Genomic DNA, 21,263 nt, shown 5'->3' on the forward strand with positions numbered 1-21,263 from the left:
AACAATCAGTGGGAGACGAATGAAAACCTTCACTTTATCGTCCTAGTTGATATAATGCTAAACAGGGGATTTTACTAGTTTAGTTCTTTTGCACAGACCTTATTGCATATACTTTTGAACCGCTTATAGGACGACTTATAGTTGATTTACCACGAAAAGTTTATGCATGGGAAGTTTCACTAATATGAAAGTTTGCTCAGTATTTCACTTACTTAAATTACATAAGTTAGTTTAGTTAGATTATATTCTTAAATTTACAGAATTGGACTATTATAAACGTGTAAGAAATAGCCGGCTTAATTTTCTGTAACACAACATGTGAAAAAATTCACAAAAGGAACTTGGAGGAAAAGAAAATGAAAATTCTAGAAGTCATGCAAACGACGTTTACTGATATGAATATTATTAGTGCTATTACATCAACGATGTTCATTATTTTATTAGGCTATTATTGCCGGAAAAAAGGTATCTTCAGCGACCAAGTAGGAAAAATGCTATCAAGAGTGGTTTTATCTGTAGCGTTACCGGCTCTTGCGTTAAAAGCTTTTATGAATGATATTGACCAAGAATCACTAGCAGAAGGAATGGGCATTTTAATTTGGGGAATTGCAATTTATATTATTTTAATTATTGTAACGAAGCCAATGTATGCCAAGTTTAAAGGAGATAAAGAAGATACATTACGTGTTCTAACTATTTTTGGTTCCACAACGTTCTTTGGTATTCCAATTGTTGGTGCTATATATGGGGCTGAAGGTGTACTATATGCTTCTATCTTTAATATTGGTTATCGCATTTTTCTTTACTCTTATGGTTATATCAAAATGAGTGGATTAAAAATGGAAGCTAAGAATCTGAAAGAAATGTTTTTAAATCCGATTGTTATTGCTACTTTTGTAGGTTTGTTTATCTGGGTATTCCAAGATTCGTTACCACAAATGACTGTTGTAGCAGCAGATGGAACGACTTCATCAGTAGCATTTTTAAGAATTGATCAAACTGCACCTTGGTTATTCAACCCAATGACATATTTAGCCGGCTTAGCATCGCCTTTAGCATGGTTAGCAATCGGATCTACTTTAGGATCGATTGATTTTAAAACAGCTATTACCGATCGTACATCTATCGTGTATAGTGCAAACAAGGTTATCTTAGTTCCCATTCTTAACATTGTCGTTTTAGCTATTCTTTCGCTTACTGGAATTTTAACTATGAGTGCGGTGTCTGTAGGAACGATAGTCATTATGATGGCTGCGCCGACTGCAACAGTAGCAGCTGCATATGCAATTAGCTTTGATAAAGACGCATTGCTTGCTTCTAATGCATCTTTATTGTCAACGATCAGCGCCGTGGTAATGATCCCAATATGGATTATTGTGATCAATATGATTACATCAACAAATCTTTTTGGTTAAGGAAATAAAAATAAAATAAAACTTAAAAAACAAGTTAAATATGATAATTGATGTCTGATGATTATTAATATTCAATAAAGGAGAGGGCAATAATGACAATTAAAGTTGCTTGTTATGGAGTAAGAGAAAATGAAGTGCCATTTTTTAACAAGTTAAATAAATACGATTTTGAATTAACATTGATTGAAGAATTATTAACACATGATAATATTGACACTGCCAAAGGAATGGATGCTGTCTTATTACGTGGGAATTGTGTGGCGGATCGAAAGAATATTCAAGAAATGCATAAATACGGCGTCAAATATTTATTTACGAGAACGGTTGGCTATAATCATATCGATTTACAAGCAGCAGCTGATTTTGATATGTATGTAGCACGTGTACCTTCTTACTCACCAAATGCTATTGCTGAGTTAGCATTAACGCTTGCCATGTCTTTACTACGGCACACTGCCTATACGACCGCTAAAACAGCGAACAAAGACTTTACAGTGGATGGGATGATGTTTAGCAAAGAAATCCGAAATTGTAAGGTGGGAATTATCGGTACAGGTAAAATCGGCTTAACGGAAGCAAAGCTTTTTAAAGGTCTTGGTGCAGAAGTACTTGGTTATGATGTGTATCAAAGCGAAGAAGCAAAACAAACCGTTACCTTTATGGAACTGGACGATCTATTAAGAGAAAGTGATATTGTGAGCTTGCATGTTCCTTATTTTCCAGGTAAAAATGATAAAATGGTTAACGAAGAATTCATTGCAAAAATGAAAGATGGAGCTATTTTCATTAATACAGCTAGAGGAGAGCTCCAAGATAATGAGGCAATACTTAAGGCGCTTCGCACGCGTAAATTAGAAGGTTTCGGGACGGATGTATTTGCTAATGAAAAAGACATCTTTTTCCAACAATTTAATGATGGGAAAAAACTGGATCCTACCGTACAAGCTTTAGTGGATTTATACCCGCGTGTGCTTATAACACCACATATTGGCTCAAATACAGATGAGGCTCTAACGAATATGATTGAGACAAGCTTTGAAAATCTATACGATACTATTACCAAAGGCATTACGTCAAATGTTGTAGAATTGCCTGATAAAAGCCAAGCTGTTTCGTAAATGATCCACAAAAATAAATTTAGCACCTTCCAAGGTATTTTCGGAAGGTGCTTGCTTTTTGTTCAATGTTATAACGGTATTAAGGGGTTTGTATGTTGTTAAGAAAGGGATTATTTATAATCCGTAACGAGATGCTCCTTGTCAGGCACTACATGATAAATCATTATCGGACGCCCGACAGTTAAATATTTTAGCTCTGAGGCCAAATAGCCAATCTCATCTAAATATTGCAAGTACTTCCTTGTTGAAATACGCGATAAATGAATACTTGTAGCAATATCCTCCGTAGAAAACGGATCAGTTTGGTTTTCCACAGCTTGTAACACTTTTTTTAAGGTCAATTTGGATAACCCTTTAGGGAGTGGGGTCAGAATTTCATTACTACTTGAAGATATAGGATTTCTTTCCTTGATTAGTAATTGGTCTAACGTTTCCTGGTCGGTTTTCTCCACACTTGTTGTTAATCTATGGTATTGCAAAAAGTTTTCGATTGCGACCTTAAATCGCTCATACGTAAAAGGTTTGATAAGAAAGTCAATGACCCCAGATTCCAACGCCTTTTTAATCGTTGCTATGTCATCTGCAGCTGTAATCATTATGACAGGAATAGAAAACTGCTTTTGTCGTAATTCTTGCAGAAAATCAATCCCTGTTTGCCCAGGTAAATAAACATCCAGCAAGATTAGATCAGGCGTTTCTTTCTCAAGCACCTCCCATAGTTCATTAATATTGCTGACAGTGGTAAGTGTATGGAAGCCTTCTGATCGCTCAATGTATTGTTGGTTAATCGTTGCCACCATTGGGTCGTCCTCAACAATTATTACTTTAATCATCTTCGTTCCTCCATTTGAAAGGGACTTCTATGCGGAAAGAGCTTCCTTTTCCAAGTTTCGATTGGACATCTATAAGCCCATCATAGTGTGTTACAATGGATTGAATGGCGTCCAATCCATAGCCTCTATTTTCCCCTTTGGTTGAATAACCACGTTCGAATATTTTTGGCAAAACATGCTCTTCAATGCCTGAGCCTGTATCTTGCACTTCAATCATAATGACTCCTTCATCCGCATCGTATTTGAGGAAGAGGGTAACGTGCTTTTTAGAGCTATTCTGCACAGCTTCTTTGGCGTTGTCGATGAGAATTCCCATGGAGAGCAATAAGTCATGTAGCATCTCACCTATTTTTATAGCTGGAAAATGAGAATCCTCATCAATGGTCAAGGTAACACCTTGTTCCTCCAGTTCACTTGTTTTTCCAAGTAAAAAACCTGCTATCGCTGAACTTTTAATTTTATCTGTAACAAAACCGATTTCTCGGTGGTAATTATGGTTGAGTACACGGACAAAGTGATGCACATCCGCATACTTTTCCAGTTCAATTAAGCCTAAAATGGTGTGGAGCTGATTCATAAATTTATGATTCTGTGCACGTAAGGAATCAATGTACTGCTCCGTCCCGCTAAGCTCACGGATAAGATGCTGTAGTTCGGATTGATCATATAATGTTGCTACTGCGCCATAGATATTTTTATCGATATAGACAAGTTGTACATTGACAATAAATTCGAAATGATTAATGACCATAACTCGATTAGCAATGGGTTTTTCGGTTTCGAATACGTTGTCAAAAATTAAAGAAAATATTTTTTCACTCAGATAGCCATCATGGATGGCATGGGAGGCGGCTTCCGTTTTATTCAATAAATTGTTGAAATTGACATTTTCTAATAGTACCTTTCGTTCAGGAGAAACGGCAATGATCGCTTCATTTACTGAATCGATTATAATTTCCTTTTCTTTCATATGGGCAACAATTTGTTTCGGTTCAAGACCTAGCAACACTTTTTTTAAATAACGGGCTAAATATAATGCACCGATGATTCCTACTAAAAGCCCGCACCCTAATCCAATATATAAATTTTTACGAGCATTCCATAACTCATCATTGATTGTTTGCTGCACATAACCTACACAAACAATCCCGATTTGCTCACCTTCTTCATTCCAAATTGGTGTAAAAAAGCGAGTGCCTTCTCCAAGAATGCCGATATGCCTGGAGTAATGTTCACTGCCGTTCAGTGATTTACTGGCATCTTTAACATTTGAAAAGGTCCCGCCAATAACACTCTCATCTGGATGTGATTTACGAATGAGGTTATTATCTAAAACGACGACAAAGCTGACACCAGTTGCATCCATTACTTCATTGGCATAGTCTTGAATGGTCGGGTCAGCTGGTGAGTCTTCTACTTTGTTAATCACACGGATATCTTTAGCAACCATTCTAGCCACATTTGCTATTTTATTTTTAACCGCTCGATGCTCCCGCTCTAATACATAGTTATCTAAAAGAATCGCTGAAGCAATTAAAGAAGCAAGCACAGATAATAAGACGAGTAAGGTTGTCATTTTCTTCAATGAAAGTCGAGACAGCCAGTTATCTTTAATGTCGTTCAGATCCCTTCTGTTTTTTCTGCTTTTCACCTCGAATATCAGGTGCCGAAAAATTCCCGTTTCACAGAGCGCGAGGGTGCTACCAAAGTGGAGACTGACACCTGAATTCCTGACGTATTTAGGAGCATTTAGGTATGTGCTAACCATCAGGATGAAAGACGCCCTCACTGATGGAAGGCTCACTTTATTGTAGCAGGATTCAATCTTTACTTCCACTGTAAGTGGTAGATGGGATACGGTAAGACACGGTATGCTTATCATATGGTACTTTTTATTTTGAAAACGAGTATTATAATGGGCATGTAAAAAAATGGAAATCAAGCTACTAGGTATGACCTATTGCCGTATTACTAGAAAATAATATGATTTTGCCATTCGAGGGTGAAGACTCGATTTAAAATGGATGTAGTAGTTGTAAAACCAAACAAGGAAGCAGCATATTAAAGATTTGGAGGAAACGAAATGGTTCATGTGTTGTATATAGAAGATGAAAGGGAGATAGGTAGTTGGGTGAAAAAAGATTTAACGAGAAGGGGATACGACATAACATGGCTGAAATCTGCTGAAGAAGCTAATAGATACATTTCGCATGTAGATATTGTTATTTTAGATATAATGTTACCTGGTTTAGACGGGTTTTACATTTCACTATCATCCTTTGAAAAATCGATTACGCAATCATGGTTCAGTAGTAATAAAGGTGAACGTTGATGAGAAAGAAAAAGTTATTGGAAGCACAGCGATTGGACAATCTGTCGCTAAAATTATTAACGTTATTTCTTTAGGAATGAGATACAACGCAACTGAAGTGAGTTGGCAAACTTTTATAGCGCTCATCCCTCATATAATGAATTAGTTTTTGAGATTTTTCAAGAGATGGAATCAAATGAGAGCCAAATAATTGACAATGATGGAGGGGGGAAGCCTTTGAAACCATGTATGGAAATTTATCAATTAATGAAAGGCTTTAGTGAGAAATGGTTTATCGCTGGTGGATGGGCTATTGATTTGCATATTGGCAATGAAACAAGATTACATAGCGATATTGAAATAGCCATTTTCCGTAAAGATCAGTTAACATTAAAAACATACTTGCAAGGTTGGGCGTTTAAAAAGGTTGTCCATGGTGAGTTTCAAACATGGGAAAATGAATATTTGAAGCTGCCAATTCATGAGATTCATGCTCAATTGAATAACTGGGAATTGGAAGTTCTTCTTAATGAGATGTGTTGGGGTAAATGGTTATTCAGAAGGGATAGCCGGATTTTCCTACCAATAAATGAAGTTTACAATTATAGCAAAACAGGAATTCCCTATTTGAATCCATTTGTTGTATTGTTATTTAAACTAAAAAACACAAGACAAAAGGACCACCAAGATTTCATAAATGTAAAACCATTTCTCGCTTATGAAGAGAAGAAATGGTTAAAAGAAGCTATATTAGTTCATGCACCAACTCATCAGTGGTTAGGTTATTTAGATAATTGACAGAAGGAAGTATCATACATTTTGTTTTTTAATCTTCCAGTTTGGATTTGTAGCATTTTATAAAGATAATATTCCTGCAAGAAGTAATGTGAGCTAAGTCTTAGAAAGTATGTACTACTATGTGAAGGGGAACTATAAAGGAACCATAAAGCATATTTTCTTACAGAGTGAAGACAATCACTAAGCAAGCTGCCAAAAAAATTGTGAAATGGAAATATGAACCGCCATACTCCATGTATAATATGACGAATGACCTTGAAAATATACAAGAATTAACCGATGGATCATACTTTGCAGTTTATCACAATTATGAATTAGTTGGCTATTTTTGTTATGGAGCAAATGCGCAAGTTCCTAGTGGAATGCATAAGGGATTATATTTAAACCAAAATTTACTTGATATTGGGCTTGGGTTAAGACCAGATCTAACTGGGAAAAGGAAAGGGTACCATTTTCTAAATACTGGTTTAACCTTTGGGGAATTAAACTATGGGTTATCTTCTTTTAGGTTAAGTGTCGCCACATTTAACCAAAGAGCAATAAACCTCTATAAAAAAGCTGGATTTAGCGATGTAGCAACATTTATGAATAAGAACGGTGATAAAGAAGTTGAGTTTATTGTAATGGTGAAATAAAAGATTCTCTGTCAGGTGACGGAGAAAATCAACAAACTGTATCCTAGTCACCCGTTTGTTAACATAGTAAGCTATAAGTATTGTGATTATTCAATGAGATTATAGGTTAATTATCATGAGAGGTAGTGTTCACAACTAGTAATTTGCATCATTCATTAAAGAAGGTCTTATAGACGAACTGTGATGTTATTTAAAATTTAAAATATGATTTAAATGGTGAAGCTATTTTAACATTTTGTTTGTGGAATAAATCGATTGTTTTTTACAAACAGAAAGAATAAAAGACTTGCAATAATACGAGTCCTTATGTATAATAATTAATGTCGCTCGCAGTAGTATTCTACTTTTATAATACGATTCCGTAGCTCAGCTGGGAGAGCGCCACCTTGACAGGGTGGAGGTCGTTGGTTCGAGCCCAATCGGAATCATACCTCAGAACGCTTGATACATAAGGTATCAGGCGTTCTTTAGTTTGCGTATATTTTGTTTCAATTATGTTGCGGTGACCAAATAGTGACCAATTACATAAATTTATCAAAGACACCACTAGCTTTCTTATCATCTTTTTTCTGTTACACATGAGAGTATAAATTCAAAGTTATTTGTATATGTTTATGACCTTAACCGTTTTTGAGTAACTTATCTCTTTACTTCTTCCACTCGCTTCTACTGTTTTTGTTCTCCTTCCGTTCTTAACAACCGTAAAAGTTTGGCATCATAGCACCATATTAAGAGTTATCGAGGTACGACTTCACAAAATAGACAGCTACTATATAAATGGAGGTAATACTAAAAAGCCTACTCTTAGTTTGAGAGGGTGAAAAAAGAAGGAACTGATAAATGATAAAAGCTAGTTCACTATTTACATACAAATTTAGTCTTTACTGTTATTATCAAAATAACCTAATAATTTGCTCTTGGCCGCCAGAATCAGAGTAATAGTTGCTATATGTTTATCATGTTGCATAATCATGAATTTATGTAAGTCTACGTTGCAAGACACAAGTATACATTATTAAACCGCTCTTTCACTACTTGATGGTATGTGCGTAAATCATACGTGTCCTATATTAAAAAGCCCCATCCTTAGCTGAATGGGGCTACGGAAGGGAATCTACAGTCGTTGTAGCTTCCCTAATAGTATGCCTGGAATAATTAAAAATATGTGCCGCAGAAAAAAATTGCTATCAAATACAAAGATTATCATATATTTTTTTTTACTATGAATCCTGTCCAATCATCTTTGTTCCCTAATCATACTATGAAGTAAGAGAAAGGAGGATTGCTATGTGTTATAATGCTTCAAATAAGAAGAAACGCTATTGTGATTGTTTTGATAGGTGTAAAAAGAAATGCCATTGTGATTGTTTCCATTGTAAAAAGAAAGATTGCTATGACTATAAAAAGAAAGATTGTTATGACTATGACAGTCACGATTGTTTTGAACCTTGTAAAAAGATGCCTGAAAAGAAATATTGTTGTTACTGTTGCTGTTGGCATTATTAAATTAGACTTATAAAAATGGGCAGCCCTGTGTTAGTGGGGGCTTTTTATAAGTAACTTATATTGTAGTGTATGCTTTTACTAAGAGAATTGTGCTGAAAATCTTATCCTTAAAAGGGCGCATGGCTTTTTCTTTTTCCACAATAAAACCACCTCCAGTAACTATAACCGAAACGAGCTACGGGCAGGTGGATTTTGTGGTAAACAAAAAATGCAAGAGTATCATTAGATGAAAAAGGAGTTTGTTAACATGGAGTGCAAATTCTAAACGAGGAGTTTAGGAGTAGGTACTTTTGTTATAGCTGTGTTTCTAATTTTTTCATTTAATAGTGATCTCAATTTAACCGAAAGCGTTATAAGAACTCTAATAGCTGGTGCGTCTTTTTTAAAAGATAAGAAAGCATAAAATGAGGTGCTTCGAGGATAACGAAATAACCGAAGCCACGTCCGGCTCCATTGCCCAGCAACGATGCGACTTTAGAAATGCGCCCTCCGATAAGGCCTCATCGGTTCGTCTCTAAGAGGAAGGCCGCCTAAAAACACGGGCTTGCCGCCCGGACGTCGGCATACCCCTGTTTTAGTGGCATGACTCCTTTATCTTTAGTGGATTTGTTCCATTCGCTTTCGTTGCTAAACGGGCGCCCCGTACCTTTGTTCTAATTCTGCCAAAAAAAGTAAAAATGCATTTATATAATTTAACTTAAACGTTATTATTTAACATACATACTGAGGGTCAATAATAATATCTCATGCTAAACATCAGGTGGCACAAACTTCATATAACTCGCTCTCTTTTGCTCAAATCCAACAGCCTTAAACAAATATCTTTTACATACTCTTACGGTCATATCTTTTAATTGTTCTGGCGTGTAACTCCATACACCAGATTTGTTTTTGTGCTTCCACTTATATGTAGTTTTGCCGATCCGTTTAATATCCAAATGATACTTGGTGTATAGCTGTTCCTTAGTAGCAGATAGATCCATTTGAATAAGTCTGATAGCTTCGTCAGTAAAATCCAGATAAAAATCAGGGTCGTGCAGACCATCAAAATATTGCTGATCATGTCTAAACGCAGCTTTAGCGAGAGGCATGGCTATAAAGTCTGCAGCGAGTTGTTTAAGTGCTTGGTCCATCTCTTATCACCTTTTAAGAATGTTTGTTCTTATTATATGCGGACGAATTACGTTTTAACAACAGTCAATTTTTACCAAAAGAAAAAATTTTTCGTAAATAAAAAATATAAGTCAAATAAAATGATAAGATGCAAATCTTTTGACAATAAGGATTTAAATAGTGTTTATAATGCTACGAGTAGATTAAAGAAGTCAGTAACTCTTTTAAAGAAAATTATGCTATCCTCATGAAATTATCAAAATCGTAAGTAGCAGCTAGAGGAAACGAAACAGAGGAAATTCTATTCAGAATTATCCAATCAATTTCCGCGAAGTAGACGATCATTTAAACCAGATGAGGCGAACAGGGACAAAAAAATAACTCTAAGTCTGTTAATGGCGGTTAACAATGTTCTAACTGTTGAATTAAAGTATCTTTTTAATCACGAATTTTATTAAGTAAAAGGCAAAATAGACTGTATTCATAAACAGCATAAATACATAAGTATAGCTTAGACAACACCTTCCTTTTTAAATTCATAGTTGATATTTGAATAGAATAACAAAAACATTCTCAAACCTTGAATAGTTTTGCTAAACATATGCACACTAAGACTGATTAAACTATCTAAGGAGTGAAGTTATGGGAATTTTAAGTGGTAACCCTACAGAAGAACCGATGCATTATGGAGAAGTCTATTTAACATGGTCGCATCTTTTAGCAAATAACGGGATGATTGACCTTTATCAAGGCTTCTACAATCATGCGGGTGATGAAGATTTAAAGAAACTTATTAAAGAGGGAATCCAAGGTATTAAAAATGAAAATCAAGAAATTGAAAATTTATTAAAAGCAAACGGAATAGCTCTTCCTCCTACACCACCAGAACGACCAGAAGCTAATCTAGAAGAAATCCCAGTGGGTGCACGTTTTAATGATGTAGAAATTGCAGCTATTTTATCAACAGACGTAAGCAAAGGGCTTGTCATCTGCAGTACCATTATCGGACAATCCATTCGTGAAGATATAGGTATGATGTATGGGCAATTTCACATGAAAAAGGCCCAATTTGGAGTGAAAGTACTACATCTAAACAAGGAGAAAGGTTGGTTATTACCTCCTCCACTACATCTAAAGGCGCAAAACAAACATGAATAGGCCGGGTTTGAACACCCGGTTTTTTCTATAGAATAAGAAAGTATAAAATGAGGTGCTTGGAGATAACGAAATATACGAATAGCCACGTCCGGCGCATGAGCCCAGCAACTAGGCGACTTTAGAAATGCGCCCTACGATAAGGCCTCATCGGTTCGTCGCTAAGGGGAAGGCCGACTAAAAACGGGCTTGCCGCTCAGGCGTCGGCATACCCCTGTTTTTAGTGGCATGATTCCTAAATCTTTAGTTGATTCGTTCCATTCACTACGTTGCTAAACGGGCGCCCCGCCCCTTTGTTCCACTATAGTAAAGTATAAGATTTTTTGGTTTATAGTATTGCTTTTTCTATAATAGGCGAGAGCGACCTTATTGTTGAGAAGTGGTGGACCATTAAGTAATGGCGGAATAACCTATTCGACGCATGTAATCCCGAAGAACATTGTTGGAATGGTCAAACATTTGTTGTTCTTTATCTGTGAGTCGTAGTTCCACAATCTGTTGAATGCCATTTCGACCAATTACTGCAGGTACACCCGTAGCAATATTTGCTTCTTTGTATTCACCGTCTAATATACAGGAAGTGGCAATAATACGCTGACTGTCGTTAAATATCTGGGCTGCAAAGAATGCTAATGCATTACCTATTCCATAGTATGTCGTTCCTTTTCGTTTCAGTATTTCAAAACCTACCCGTTTTACTTTTTCTACCAATTGGTCTAAATCAAGGCTGGCATACTTGTCCGGACTTTCATTTATGATTTGTATTAGTGGTTTACCTCCAACCGTACAATGCGACCATGCAGCAAATTGGGAATCGCCATGTTCCCCCATCGTATAAGCTTGAATACTTCTGACATCCACTTCCAATAACTGGGCTAAATATGTTTTTAAACGGGAAGAGTCAATCGATGTCCCTGTGCCAATGACTTGGTGACGGGGCAATCCCGATAATTTCCAGATATGATACGTAATGATATCGACTGGATTTGTAGCAATTAAAAAAACACCATTAAACCCAGCAGCCATTATTTTAGGGATCGTATCGTTCATAATTTTAACTCCTGTTTCTAGTGTATCCAGTCGTGTTTGGTTTTCCTTCGGTGGTGGTCCTGCACTAACGATGATAATATCCATATCCGTCGTATCTTGGACTGTACCAGAATATACATTTGTTCTAGATGGAAGAAAATCCATACAATGAATAAGATCAAGGGATTCTCCAAGCGCTTTTTCTTGTTTAATATCAATCAGCATTAGTTCATCACAAATTCCCTGATTGATAAGGGAATATGCCGTACTTGAACCGACAAAACCTGTTCCTAAAATAGCAACTTTACGCAATAATTTTTGCATCAGACCATCTCCTGCAAATATAGTTTGTTAGATTTTTTACTAAAAAAGCCTTTTCTAATTGCAAACGTTGACTTAGCCAATAAATGGAAATAATTATGATTGATTATATAGCTAATCTGTTTTTATCGCAAGCTCTTCATTTAGATTGAAGTTATATTTTTTTCTAAAACTGATATCGACACGCTATATATAACATGTTAAAATATAAGAAAAATTTGAAAACTAACGCTAGAGGCAAAATAATTATTTTTTGATCCGAATCTAAAAAATGGGGGATGAGTATGAAGAAATATGGGAAGGAGTTTATCACGTTCCCGGATGTGATGGTAATGCTCATTATTTTCGCTGCGATGTTAGCTCTTACAGTACCAAACCTTTCTGATTGGAAAGTCTGGATTGCGATAGGCAACGGAATGATAATGTATGCAATTAGCGAATATATGATTCATCGTTTCTTATTTCATATTAAAAAACCAAATAATCCATTCTTACTCAAATTAATTAAGCGGTTACATTACGATCACCATGTGGATCCTGATAATGTAAAGTTGCTTTTCTTACCGCTATGGTTTAGTTTGCCAAATTTTATGATTTTAGCAGTTGTATGCTATGCCATTACCAGAAATTTGGAGCTGACTATTGCTTTTGTAACAGGAGTGATAGGGTATTTTCTGTATTATGAATGGAAGCATTTTGTTGCTCATAAACCAATCCAGCCAGCAACTAAATTGGGAAAACAAATAAAAAAATCGCATCTTTGGCATCATTACAAAAATGAAAATTATTGGTTTGGTGTGACGCATCGGGCAGTTGATAAAACTATGGGAACGTATCGCGACCATAAGGAAGTGGAAAAAAGTGATACAGCCAGAGACTTGGAAAAACGGGCGTAAACTACTACCTATGATTTAGCACATGCATCGGAGTTATCCGATCCCTGCTATCTATACTTAGTTGTGTATTGCGTTTTTAGACTAGTAAAGGGGCTAGGGCATAACTAAATGGTTACCTTAAAGGCGAATGACGCGCTAAAATAACTTTGAAAATATAAGTAGTCAAAAGCGGGGGACAACATTGCTAGGCTCCACAGTGCTTTAGTACGAGGAAGCAGCATCTCACGGAAAGTAAGTATATTACTAGAGCGGTTATTTGCACCATCCATCATTTCTAAAGTTCGGATTTTACTTTGATAAAGTGAAGCCTCAATCAGTGGAGGATGTCTTCCTCCAACTGATTGAAGCAGAACAAAGGCTAGAACCTTAGGCGCCCTTGAAAAAAGTAGCTTATTATAATGAGAGCATAGAAGTTACCGCTCCCTAAGTGGCTCGGATAGTCTCCGAGGTTGCTCACACCATCGCCAAATGACTTGCAATGCCGTCGAGGCTGCTCACACCCATCGCCAAAACGCTCGGATAGCCATTGCGTGGAGGTTGCTCATATCCGTCGCAAGCCATTCTCACATACTACGCTGACGCTATAAAAAATAAAACATATCAAATAATAATAACGTCTTAAAGGGAGGCAATAGTTACACTTCGGTTGTTTAAACGTTTGGAGTCCTAATACTTTTAAACTGTAATTGTTTTAAATAGTTTAAGAACGTGGAATTGCCATAATAACGGTTGTTCCTTCATTTGGCTCGCTAATAATCATTAAACCTTTACCGAAGAGTTGTTTGAAGCGGCGATTCGTATTAGCTAAGCCAATTCCTTTACTTTTATTGGTTGATCCATCTAGTATCTCATGAATCTTGTTTTCCTTCATTCCGACACCGTTGTCGATAATGGATACTTCGAAATGTGTGTCGAGTTTTGTAATTCGAACCATGATTGCACCGCCAGTAATTCGCTTTAAAACACCATGCTTCACTGCATTTTCCACAATCGGTTGAATGGACAATGGGGGGATTTGAAAGTCAATATTTTCATCAAGCTCCCATTGAATCTGTAATCTGTCTCCAAATCGCTCTTGTTCAATAAATAGGTAAGCATGGGTTAATTCTAGTTCATCTTCAACGGGAATAAGCGTTTGAGTGTTATGAATGCCAAAACTTAAACGCAAATATTTGCCAAATTCATTAAGTAAAGTAACCATTCTAGATGTATCCATTGCACCTAATGATGCAATCGTGTTTAATGTGTTAAACAAAAAGTGCGGCTGAATCTGAGCCTGGAGCCATGCTGCTTCCGTTTTTAACTGTTCATTAATTGATTTTTTTAAATCGGTTAAAGCCCGAACCCTAGCTCGTAACTCTAGAGTGTGTGCAGGCTTTGCAACATAATCGTTTGCTCCTGCTAAAAATCCGGCGTAGATATCTTCAAATTGCTGCCGTGCTGTTAATAATAAAATAGGTAATTCTGATAAACTGTATTGCTGTCTAACTGTTTGGGTAAGTTCATAGCCAGACATATTTGGCATCATCACATCACAAATAACCAAGTCGCATTTGCCAGTTTGAATACACTGCAATGCTTGCTCTCCACTGAAGGCTGTTGCTACTTCGTAATCGGCAGATAGCACATTGTATAATACTTTAAGATTAACAGGGTCATCGTCAACGATAAGTATTTTTTGTCGGTGATGGTTAGTATGGCTGTCCGCAGCTAATGTACAATCATTATGGATGGTTGTTTCATCAGGGATAAAGGTTCTTACCTCTGTGTAAGTGTTCTTTTTAATAGCAGACTTATCAGCAAATGGAATCGTGAAAAAGAAAGTAGAACCTTTATTAATTTCAGAATGTACTCCAATGGTTCCGCCGTGCAATTCAATCAGTTTTTTACATATGCTTAACCCGATTCCAATCCCACCATTTGCTGATTTGAGTCGATTTTCTTGAACGTATGGCTGGAAAATTTTTTTAGTTGTTTCCTCACTCATGCCAATACCAGTATCTATTACTTGAATATATGCCATTTTCCCTTTTGGTTCAGCCTTAACGATAACTTCTCCTTCACTGGTAAACTTCACAGCGTTGTGAAGGATGTTAAATAAAATTTGCATTAATCGATTTTCATCAGCATAAATATTAGGAAAGGAAGGAGAGATGCGAACCTTCACCTGTATTTTTTTACCATCCATTAAAAAGGAGATCATGTCAATTAAGCCAGATACAACTGCATGCAAATTTATTTCTTTTTGATGTAGCTTGATACGCTCTTCTTTCAGTCTTGTTAAATCAATAAGATCGTTGAGCATAAACGACATTTGTTGTCCAACCCGTACAAGGAGGTTTAAATGGTATTTATTATTTGCGGATAACTTTTCCCCTTCATTATCGAGGATGGATTGGCCTATATTAATAATTCCATGCAATGGATTGCGTAATTCATGTGATGTATTCATTAAGAATACGTCTTTTTGCTTATTTGCCTGTTGTAATATTGCGGTTTGTTGTTTATTTAATTCCAACAAACGAATATATCTTTGCAATAAAACCAAGGCAATTAAAATCGTCATGGCTATGAAATCAAATGGATAATAAGGCATAGCAATAATTTTTTCATTTATTAACATCCCAGCCAGTATATTAATTGCATAACTGACAATAAACAGAAGGATAATAATGGAACCATATTCTTTTCTTTGCGTAAGCGGGATAATACTTTTAAACATAAGAATAACTGCTATGATTACGAATGCATTTGCAAAGCCTGATAAAACATAATAGTAAGAAAAGGGCGTGGTTATAATAGCAATACAAAATAGACCGTAAATAAAGACTAAATAAGAAAATATACGACTTCGAAGCACGAACAGAGATTTGACAAAGAATAGCATACAAATCAGAGTAGTTAGGAATAACAGGTATAAGATACGATAATACCATTCGATTTGAATTGGCAATTGTACAATAACATTATCGTCGATGAGATTTGCAAACCCTGCCGAAGCAACCATAATTCCAAAGTAGAGAAGTGTTTTTTTGTGTTGCCCTTTACCAAAGAAAATTAAACTAAATGCATAAAACATATGTAAAAAATATATAACACTTACAATAACTTGCAAGGTTGCAAAGAAAGATGCTTTTTGATGAATGGCAGCGGATGATCCAAACCAAATCGAATTGGTAATTCCACCGTTAAAAGGTAGTTCGTTATTCGATACATGGATCATTAATTCTGCTTCATCTTTAATCGGAGTAAATGAAACAGATAAGGCTCCGTACTTTTCTGTATTCTTGTTATTCTGTTCAGCCGACGGATTTACTTGAGAAATAAGCTTCCCGTCTACATAAATGGCAGCCGATGAAGCAATTTTTGATAAATGCAAAGAAAGCAGTTCTGGACGATTTTTAGGTAACCGGATTTTTAAACGATAGGTACCATAACCAGAAGCAGTTTCTTTTCGGTTATCATCTAACTCGTTTTTCCAATTTTGCGGTATACGGACTGTTTTGGAGTTTTGCTTGCTTTTAGTCATGGTAGATGGTTCTATAAACTTATATGGATCAAAGTGCCATTCTCCATCCAACTTGTAAATTTCGTTTTTTGACATGTTAAGACTACGAAAATCAATCACTCCTGCTTCCGCTGTCGGTTTTTCTGGAGGTTGATGATAGTTCATCCAGCCAATACGAAATAAAATTAACAGCAATGAAAATAAACTAATGAGCAAAAATATTTTGGTTTTTGTTATTGGCATCGAAATTATTCATTCCTTTATGGTGTAAATATAGCAATTATTGAGTTTGTTACCTCTATGAATATATTATTAAAGTATGTAGATTGCAAGATTGACTGTTAAAGAAATAGTAAAAAAGTCTATGACCATTGTCTTATTAAATTGTTCTATTCCCTTAAATAATTCTATAATGGCGGTTACAGTTCATATTGCTTTTAATCTGATCTCCCGCTTCATCGAGTTACTAATATTTAGGAGAGAGATGGCACGCAATTATCACATTTGTTTAGGCTATAGGATGTCAATCAAAATGGACGTAATAGATAATCGACCAAGGAATTCCTAGAATAGCCGGCATCGGTACTACTCATAATAAGTTTATGTATACGAGTTGCTAGGCTATTTTATTTTTTATCAAAGTAGAAGCAAGAGAAGTTCCATGGAATGGAGTTTCATTGGATACGTTAAATTTAAAAAATACGTGTTTAAGATAATGTGAATTTTCTCGTTCCTATGCTATGCTAAAAGTATAGGAAAAATATACTAGATCATAGACTTAAAACTAGGTTGTATATAGTCTATTTGTATAGATGTAATTTATCCCGGTTGTAAGGTTCCAAACATACCGACTTCAAGAGAAGTGCCCAATATAAGGTCTAGGTGTAAGAAGATAATGGCACCTAAATTTCTCATCCGCTTTTACCTACCATTCAGTAAGGATGAAGTTTCACTATATATTTAGATCTTTTTGAAATCGTCTAGTAACGTTTATGAGGTATGGAATAATCAAGCAGCAGTTGTATTACTAATTGCATTTGAAAGCTAACGAAAGCGAAATAATATTGGATTACAGCGGGGCTCTTGGGAAATATAAGCCTTCATTAGATCAAGTAGGTAAATGTACTTTGTTGTCACCTAACATGTTATTCATTATAAGACGTCTTAACCTGTACTCAAGAAAAAGCTTCTCCAACATAATAAATTAATTGGTTAACAACGAGACAGGAAAAGTTACTGTATGCACTACTGGGTTATCAAGCTGTTATTTACGTATATTAGTTAGCGGGGAGGTCATTGAGTTGAAAGCGATTCTTGTAGATGATGAACAAATGGCATTAGATTTTTTAGAACACTTATTAAGGGAACATAATGATATAGAAATTGTTGATAAACTCACCAATCCTTTATCCGTAAAAGAAAACGTAAAGCAAACGAATCCAGATGTTGTGTTTTTAGATATTAATATGCCGCAAGTTAACGGACTGGAACTGGCAGAGCAGATCTTGGAAATGAATCCGAACATCCAGATTGTGTTTGTAACAGCATATGATGATTATGCATTAAGTGCATTTGAGATTAATGCTTTAGATTATTTATTAAAACCAATCCAGAAAGAACGTTTAAAGAAAACAATGAAACGCTTGGCACAAAACAGTTCACCTGTTACAGAGCATAGTTCCAGGAAGCAAGACCGGTTGTTACTAAGTGTTTGTGGCAGCTTTTCCATAAAAAAGGAAAATGGAGAAACGGAGCTAGTTTCTTGGCGGACTTCAAAAGTAAGGGAATTATTTCATTATTTACTCCATAATAAAGAGAGGCTTGTTAGGAAGTCGTTGCTAATTGAATTAATATGGTCAGGGCTAGATCCTGAAAAAGCGTATGCGCAACTATATACGGCTATTTATCATGTTCGGAAAGCATTAAAGCATTATCCAGATTACTTTAAATTAGAAAATATGACAGAGGGATACATTCTCTCTACTCAAAATGTTGACATTGATATGGAACTTTGGCAACAGAAATTGGAAGAAGCTCCTCCTATTACTCAACAAACAATAAAGCAATATTTAGAAGCGATGGAATATTATACAGCTCCCTATTTTGATGATTATGATTACTGGTGGGCAGAAAATGATAAGATAAGATTGGAAAGACTGTGGTATCGAACTGCGATGCAAATAGCCAAAGTATATTATTCTGTTTCCTCGTATGATAAAGCTAAAGAATGGTATAAACGAATTAACGAACGATACCCAGAGCAGGAAGAAGTTCACTTTTCATTAATGAAACTCTACTCTTTTATAAATGAAACAGAGAAAGTGGATGAACAATATTTATCTTTAAAAAACATACTACAGACGGAGTTAGCAACGACTCCTAACCCAGAAATAACAAGTTGGTATAAACAATGGAAAAAATATCATATGTAAAATAAGCCATGTAGCATTTTGTTACATGGCTTAGGGTTGTTCTTTTATTCTGACAGTAAGCTGCCGTAAGACACCCACTTCGAAAATCCCGGATAGCTACTCTAAGTGGCGGACGTGGTACCTAATTTCCCAATTCGTTTAAGGGTCTTTAGGACAATGCTCCTTCTGTACTAACAATCAGCCGCAGATAGAAAACACCTTTTGGCGGAAGATACATTTTATAAGGAGTCCAGTTTAAGTTTGCTTTAAACTGTAAAGAATTTGTAAAGGAAAAAAAGGTATAATATATGATATATATGAAAAGGTACTATAGACATTTGCGTGCCCGTATAAGGATATCCAATATTACAAAGCCTTTATCCCGTATATAAGGTGCTGTAAGACTCCCGCTTGAGGAGTTGGATAAAACTGTACGGCAACAAGTCTAAGAGGGAGATAACAGTTTATAATTGCCCTATTTCCTAAGAGGACTTTAGGTCATACCATTACGGTACTAACAAGCCGTGGGAGGTGCATTTCCCCGCTAATGGAAGTTTCACTTTATTATGTAGAAGCGTAGAAGTAAAATGAGCTTGCCGTCTGTGGTGAAGCTTATTTTTAAACGACGAAACATATTTGATTTTTTCCTAGAGAGGGAGACAATGATGGTTTCCTTAAACGTTAATATGCCTTACTAATAAGAAGCATGTAAAAGCTTGTGGATAATAACTCTAGAATGAAAGATCCTTCTCTAATCATTCATCTTGTGTGTTAAACCTGCAGAGGTGAGCGGTGGGAATGTGTTAGTACGTAGGCAAAAAAGGAGAAAAAATAGATATTACTGCTTGGAGGAAAAAGGTGACCATGATAATTACAAAACGGAAAATTGGGCTTGGATTGATGTTTATAGGGGTTATACTAGTATCCATCCCATTTTATTATGAATGGAAACAAGCCAAGCAAGTTGCAGCATTAGAAGAAGCGTTAGCGATGGTTGCAGAATCAGATGAAAATGCCGTCGATTTAGCAACAATAAAAGACTTACCTTTTTCTGAAGAAGAGTTAAAGGGGGTACTCGAATTGGAGATTCCATCTATTGACCTAAAGCAAAAAATTTTAACTAAAACAACAGAGGAAAACTTGAGTATCGCTTTAACGCAAATAAAAACGAATCAAACTCCAGGAGAAGGAAATTTTACGATTGCTGGACATAGAGGTTATCGTGGAGATCGTCATTTTCGGCAACTGCCTAATGTAGAAGTGGGAGATAAAGCGTACTTGCATACAGCCAAGCAAACCTTTATTTACAAAATCACAACTTCTGAAGTAATCGAGCCAACAACAGTTGAAGTTTTAGAAGATCGTGCAGGTAAAAATGAGCTTACTCTCATTACATGTACCCTCGATGGTAAAGATCGGATTGCACTAAAAGGAACGTTAGTAGGAAAAAAATAATTAGTAAAATCCTGTAGAGGGTCTATTTCTACGGGATTTTACCATGGAAAGTTCTCTAATGAGGGTGGAAAAAATGATAAAAGTGCTTATGATGAATACAAGTGAAATATTTACACAAGGGTTAAGGATCATATTAGAAGATGAAAGCGATTTGGAAGTTTTAGAAATAGATAATCACGAAGCTAATATTTTAGAGCAAATAAGTGATTTTGATCCGGGTATTTTGTTAGTTCACTTAATTAATGGGACCAATGATATATTAAAACGAAACATACACGAAATAAGGAGAAAGTATGAAAATATAAAAATTATCTATATATTTGCTTCGATTGATAAAAATATGATTAAAGAAGCATTGAGTCAAGGCGTCAAAGGCTTTTTATTAAGCCATAGCAGTGGTAAGGCACTTGTTCATTCGATTAGAAATGTGTGGCATCATCAATATGTTTTTGCTGATGAAATCGTTGTGGAAATGATCGATTTTCTAGGAGCAGAATGTATGAATAAAAAAGACAGACTGAAACATTATTTAACTTCACAGGGCTTGGATTTAAATGGAAGAGATATTGATATTCTATTTTTTATCTACAAAGGATACAGAAATATAGAAATAGCAAGCGAATTAAATTTGTCAGAAAAAACAGTGCGGGACTATGTAAGTAAAGTATATAAAAAGCTGCAAATCAATAATAGAAATAAAGTAAGGACATACTTGACTTCAATCATACATCAGAAAGAGGTAGAATAAAATACCTGCTT

At 35.7% G+C, this 21,263-nt stretch carries 15 protein-coding genes, 1 tRNA gene and 1 pseudogene; 12 read left to right on the plus strand and 5 right to left on the minus strand.

Features of this window, described 5'->3' with window-relative positions:
* Nucleotides 1–356: 356 nt before the first annotated feature.
* Both KBP50_RS05295 and KBP50_RS05300 read left to right on the plus strand, forming a co-directional pair.
* Nucleotides 357–1,415: an AEC family transporter gene (locus KBP50_RS05295; protein ID WP_050350335.1), complete on the plus strand. Its 1,059-nt coding sequence runs from the start codon at nucleotides 357–359 to the stop codon at nucleotides 1,413–1,415.
* A 92-nt stretch (nucleotides 1,416–1,507) separates the two neighbouring features.
* Nucleotides 1,508–2,533 carry a 2-hydroxyacid dehydrogenase gene (locus tag KBP50_RS05300; protein WP_050350336.1) on the plus strand — a complete coding sequence of 342 codons (1,026 nt, stop codon included), beginning with the start codon at nucleotides 1,508–1,510 and terminating at the stop codon, nucleotides 2,531–2,533.
* A 110-nt stretch (nucleotides 2,534–2,643) separates the two neighbouring features.
* On the opposite strand, the gene KBP50_RS05305 is transcribed toward KBP50_RS05300, so the two are convergent.
* Together KBP50_RS05305 and KBP50_RS05310 are read right to left on the minus strand one after the other, a co-directional pair.
* Nucleotides 2,644–3,366, minus strand: coding sequence for a response regulator (locus KBP50_RS05305; RefSeq protein ID WP_072740995.1), 723 nt, complete (start codon nucleotides 3,364–3,366; stop codon nucleotides 2,644–2,646).
* The gene (locus KBP50_RS05310; RefSeq protein WP_072740994.1) at nucleotides 3,359–5,017 is read right to left on the minus strand and encodes an ATP-binding protein; all 1,659 of its coding nucleotides are present in this window, start codon (nucleotides 5,015–5,017) and stop codon (nucleotides 3,359–3,361) included. The genes KBP50_RS05305 and KBP50_RS05310 overlap by 8 nt, the downstream gene beginning before the upstream one ends.
* A 432-nt stretch (nucleotides 5,018–5,449) precedes the next feature.
* On the opposite strand from KBP50_RS05310, the pseudogene KBP50_RS05315 reads away from it, so the two are divergent.
* From KBP50_RS05315 to KBP50_RS05335, 5 genes and pseudogenes are all read left to right on the plus strand, one after another.
* Nucleotides 5,450–5,632 (plus strand): annotated as a pseudogene (locus KBP50_RS05315) (response regulator); the annotation flags it as partial.
* Nucleotides 5,633–5,914: 282 nt separating this feature from the next.
* Nucleotides 5,915–6,475: a nucleotidyltransferase domain-containing protein gene (locus KBP50_RS05320; protein ID WP_328219547.1), complete on the plus strand. Its 561-nt coding sequence runs from the start codon at nucleotides 5,915–5,917 to the stop codon at nucleotides 6,473–6,475.
* A gap of 167 nt (nucleotides 6,476–6,642) precedes the next feature.
* A complete protein-coding gene (locus KBP50_RS05325) occupies nucleotides 6,643–7,110 on the plus strand; it encodes a GNAT family N-acetyltransferase (protein WP_072740992.1) in 468 nt (155 codons plus the stop codon).
* Between the two features lie 355 nt (nucleotides 7,111–7,465).
* Nucleotides 7,466–7,538: transfer RNA gene (locus KBP50_RS05330), tRNA-Val, on the plus strand.
* A gap of 869 nt (nucleotides 7,539–8,407) precedes the next feature.
* The gene (locus tag KBP50_RS05335) at nucleotides 8,408–8,629 is read left to right on the plus strand and encodes a hypothetical protein (protein WP_050350340.1); all 222 of its coding nucleotides are present in this window, start codon (nucleotides 8,408–8,410) and stop codon (nucleotides 8,627–8,629) included.
* 736 nt (nucleotides 8,630–9,365) lie between these two features.
* On the opposite strand, the gene KBP50_RS05340 is transcribed toward KBP50_RS05335, so the two are convergent.
* Complete coding sequence (locus KBP50_RS05340) at nucleotides 9,366–9,749, minus strand: YhjD family protein (protein ID WP_050350341.1); 384 nt, start codon at nucleotides 9,747–9,749, stop codon at nucleotides 9,366–9,368.
* A 622-nt stretch (nucleotides 9,750–10,371) separates the two neighbouring features.
* Between KBP50_RS05340 and KBP50_RS05345 the strand changes: the two genes are divergently transcribed.
* Nucleotides 10,372–10,887: a DUF3231 family protein gene (locus KBP50_RS05345; protein ID WP_050350342.1), complete on the plus strand. Its 516-nt coding sequence runs from the start codon at nucleotides 10,372–10,374 to the stop codon at nucleotides 10,885–10,887.
* A gap of 387 nt (nucleotides 10,888–11,274) precedes the next feature.
* Here the strand turns inward: KBP50_RS05345 and KBP50_RS05350 are convergent, their stop codons facing one another.
* Entirely contained in the window at nucleotides 11,275–12,237 is a 963-nt protein-coding gene (locus KBP50_RS05350) for an L-lactate dehydrogenase (protein WP_050350343.1), read from the minus strand.
* Nucleotides 12,238–12,518: 281 nt separating this feature from the next.
* On the opposite strand from KBP50_RS05350, the gene KBP50_RS05355 reads away from it, so the two are divergent.
* Entirely contained in the window at nucleotides 12,519–13,130 is a 612-nt protein-coding gene (locus KBP50_RS05355; protein ID WP_050350344.1) for a sterol desaturase family protein, read from the plus strand.
* 700 nt (nucleotides 13,131–13,830) lie between these two features.
* Here KBP50_RS05355 and KBP50_RS05360 read toward each other — a convergent pair.
* Nucleotides 13,831–16,881 carry a hybrid sensor histidine kinase/response regulator gene (locus KBP50_RS05360; protein WP_050350345.1) on the minus strand — a complete coding sequence of 1,017 codons (3,051 nt, stop codon included), beginning with the start codon at nucleotides 16,879–16,881 and terminating at the stop codon, nucleotides 13,831–13,833.
* 1,058 nt (nucleotides 16,882–17,939) lie between these two features.
* Between KBP50_RS05360 and KBP50_RS05365 the strand changes: the two genes are divergently transcribed.
* The 3 genes from KBP50_RS05365 to KBP50_RS05375 all read left to right on the plus strand — a co-directional run bounded on the left by KBP50_RS05365 (nucleotide 17,940) and on the right by KBP50_RS05375 (nucleotide 21,252).
* Nucleotides 17,940–19,070 carry a response regulator gene (locus tag KBP50_RS05365; protein WP_050350346.1) on the plus strand — a complete coding sequence of 377 codons (1,131 nt, stop codon included), beginning with the start codon at nucleotides 17,940–17,942 and terminating at the stop codon, nucleotides 19,068–19,070.
* An 843-nt stretch (nucleotides 19,071–19,913) separates the two neighbouring features.
* Complete coding sequence (locus tag KBP50_RS05370) at nucleotides 19,914–20,504, plus strand: class D sortase (RefSeq protein WP_232231395.1); 591 nt, start codon at nucleotides 19,914–19,916, stop codon at nucleotides 20,502–20,504.
* A 43-nt stretch (nucleotides 20,505–20,547) separates the two neighbouring features.
* Nucleotides 20,548–21,252 carry a response regulator transcription factor gene (locus KBP50_RS05375; RefSeq protein ID WP_077297530.1) on the plus strand — a complete coding sequence of 235 codons (705 nt, stop codon included), beginning with the start codon at nucleotides 20,548–20,550 and terminating at the stop codon, nucleotides 21,250–21,252.
* Nucleotides 21,253–21,263: the final 11 nt, after the last annotated feature.

The sequence above is a fragment of the Virgibacillus pantothenticus genome (assembly GCF_018075365.1).
Classification (GTDB): domain Bacteria; phylum Bacillota; class Bacilli; order Bacillales; family Amphibacillaceae; genus Virgibacillus; species Virgibacillus pantothenticus.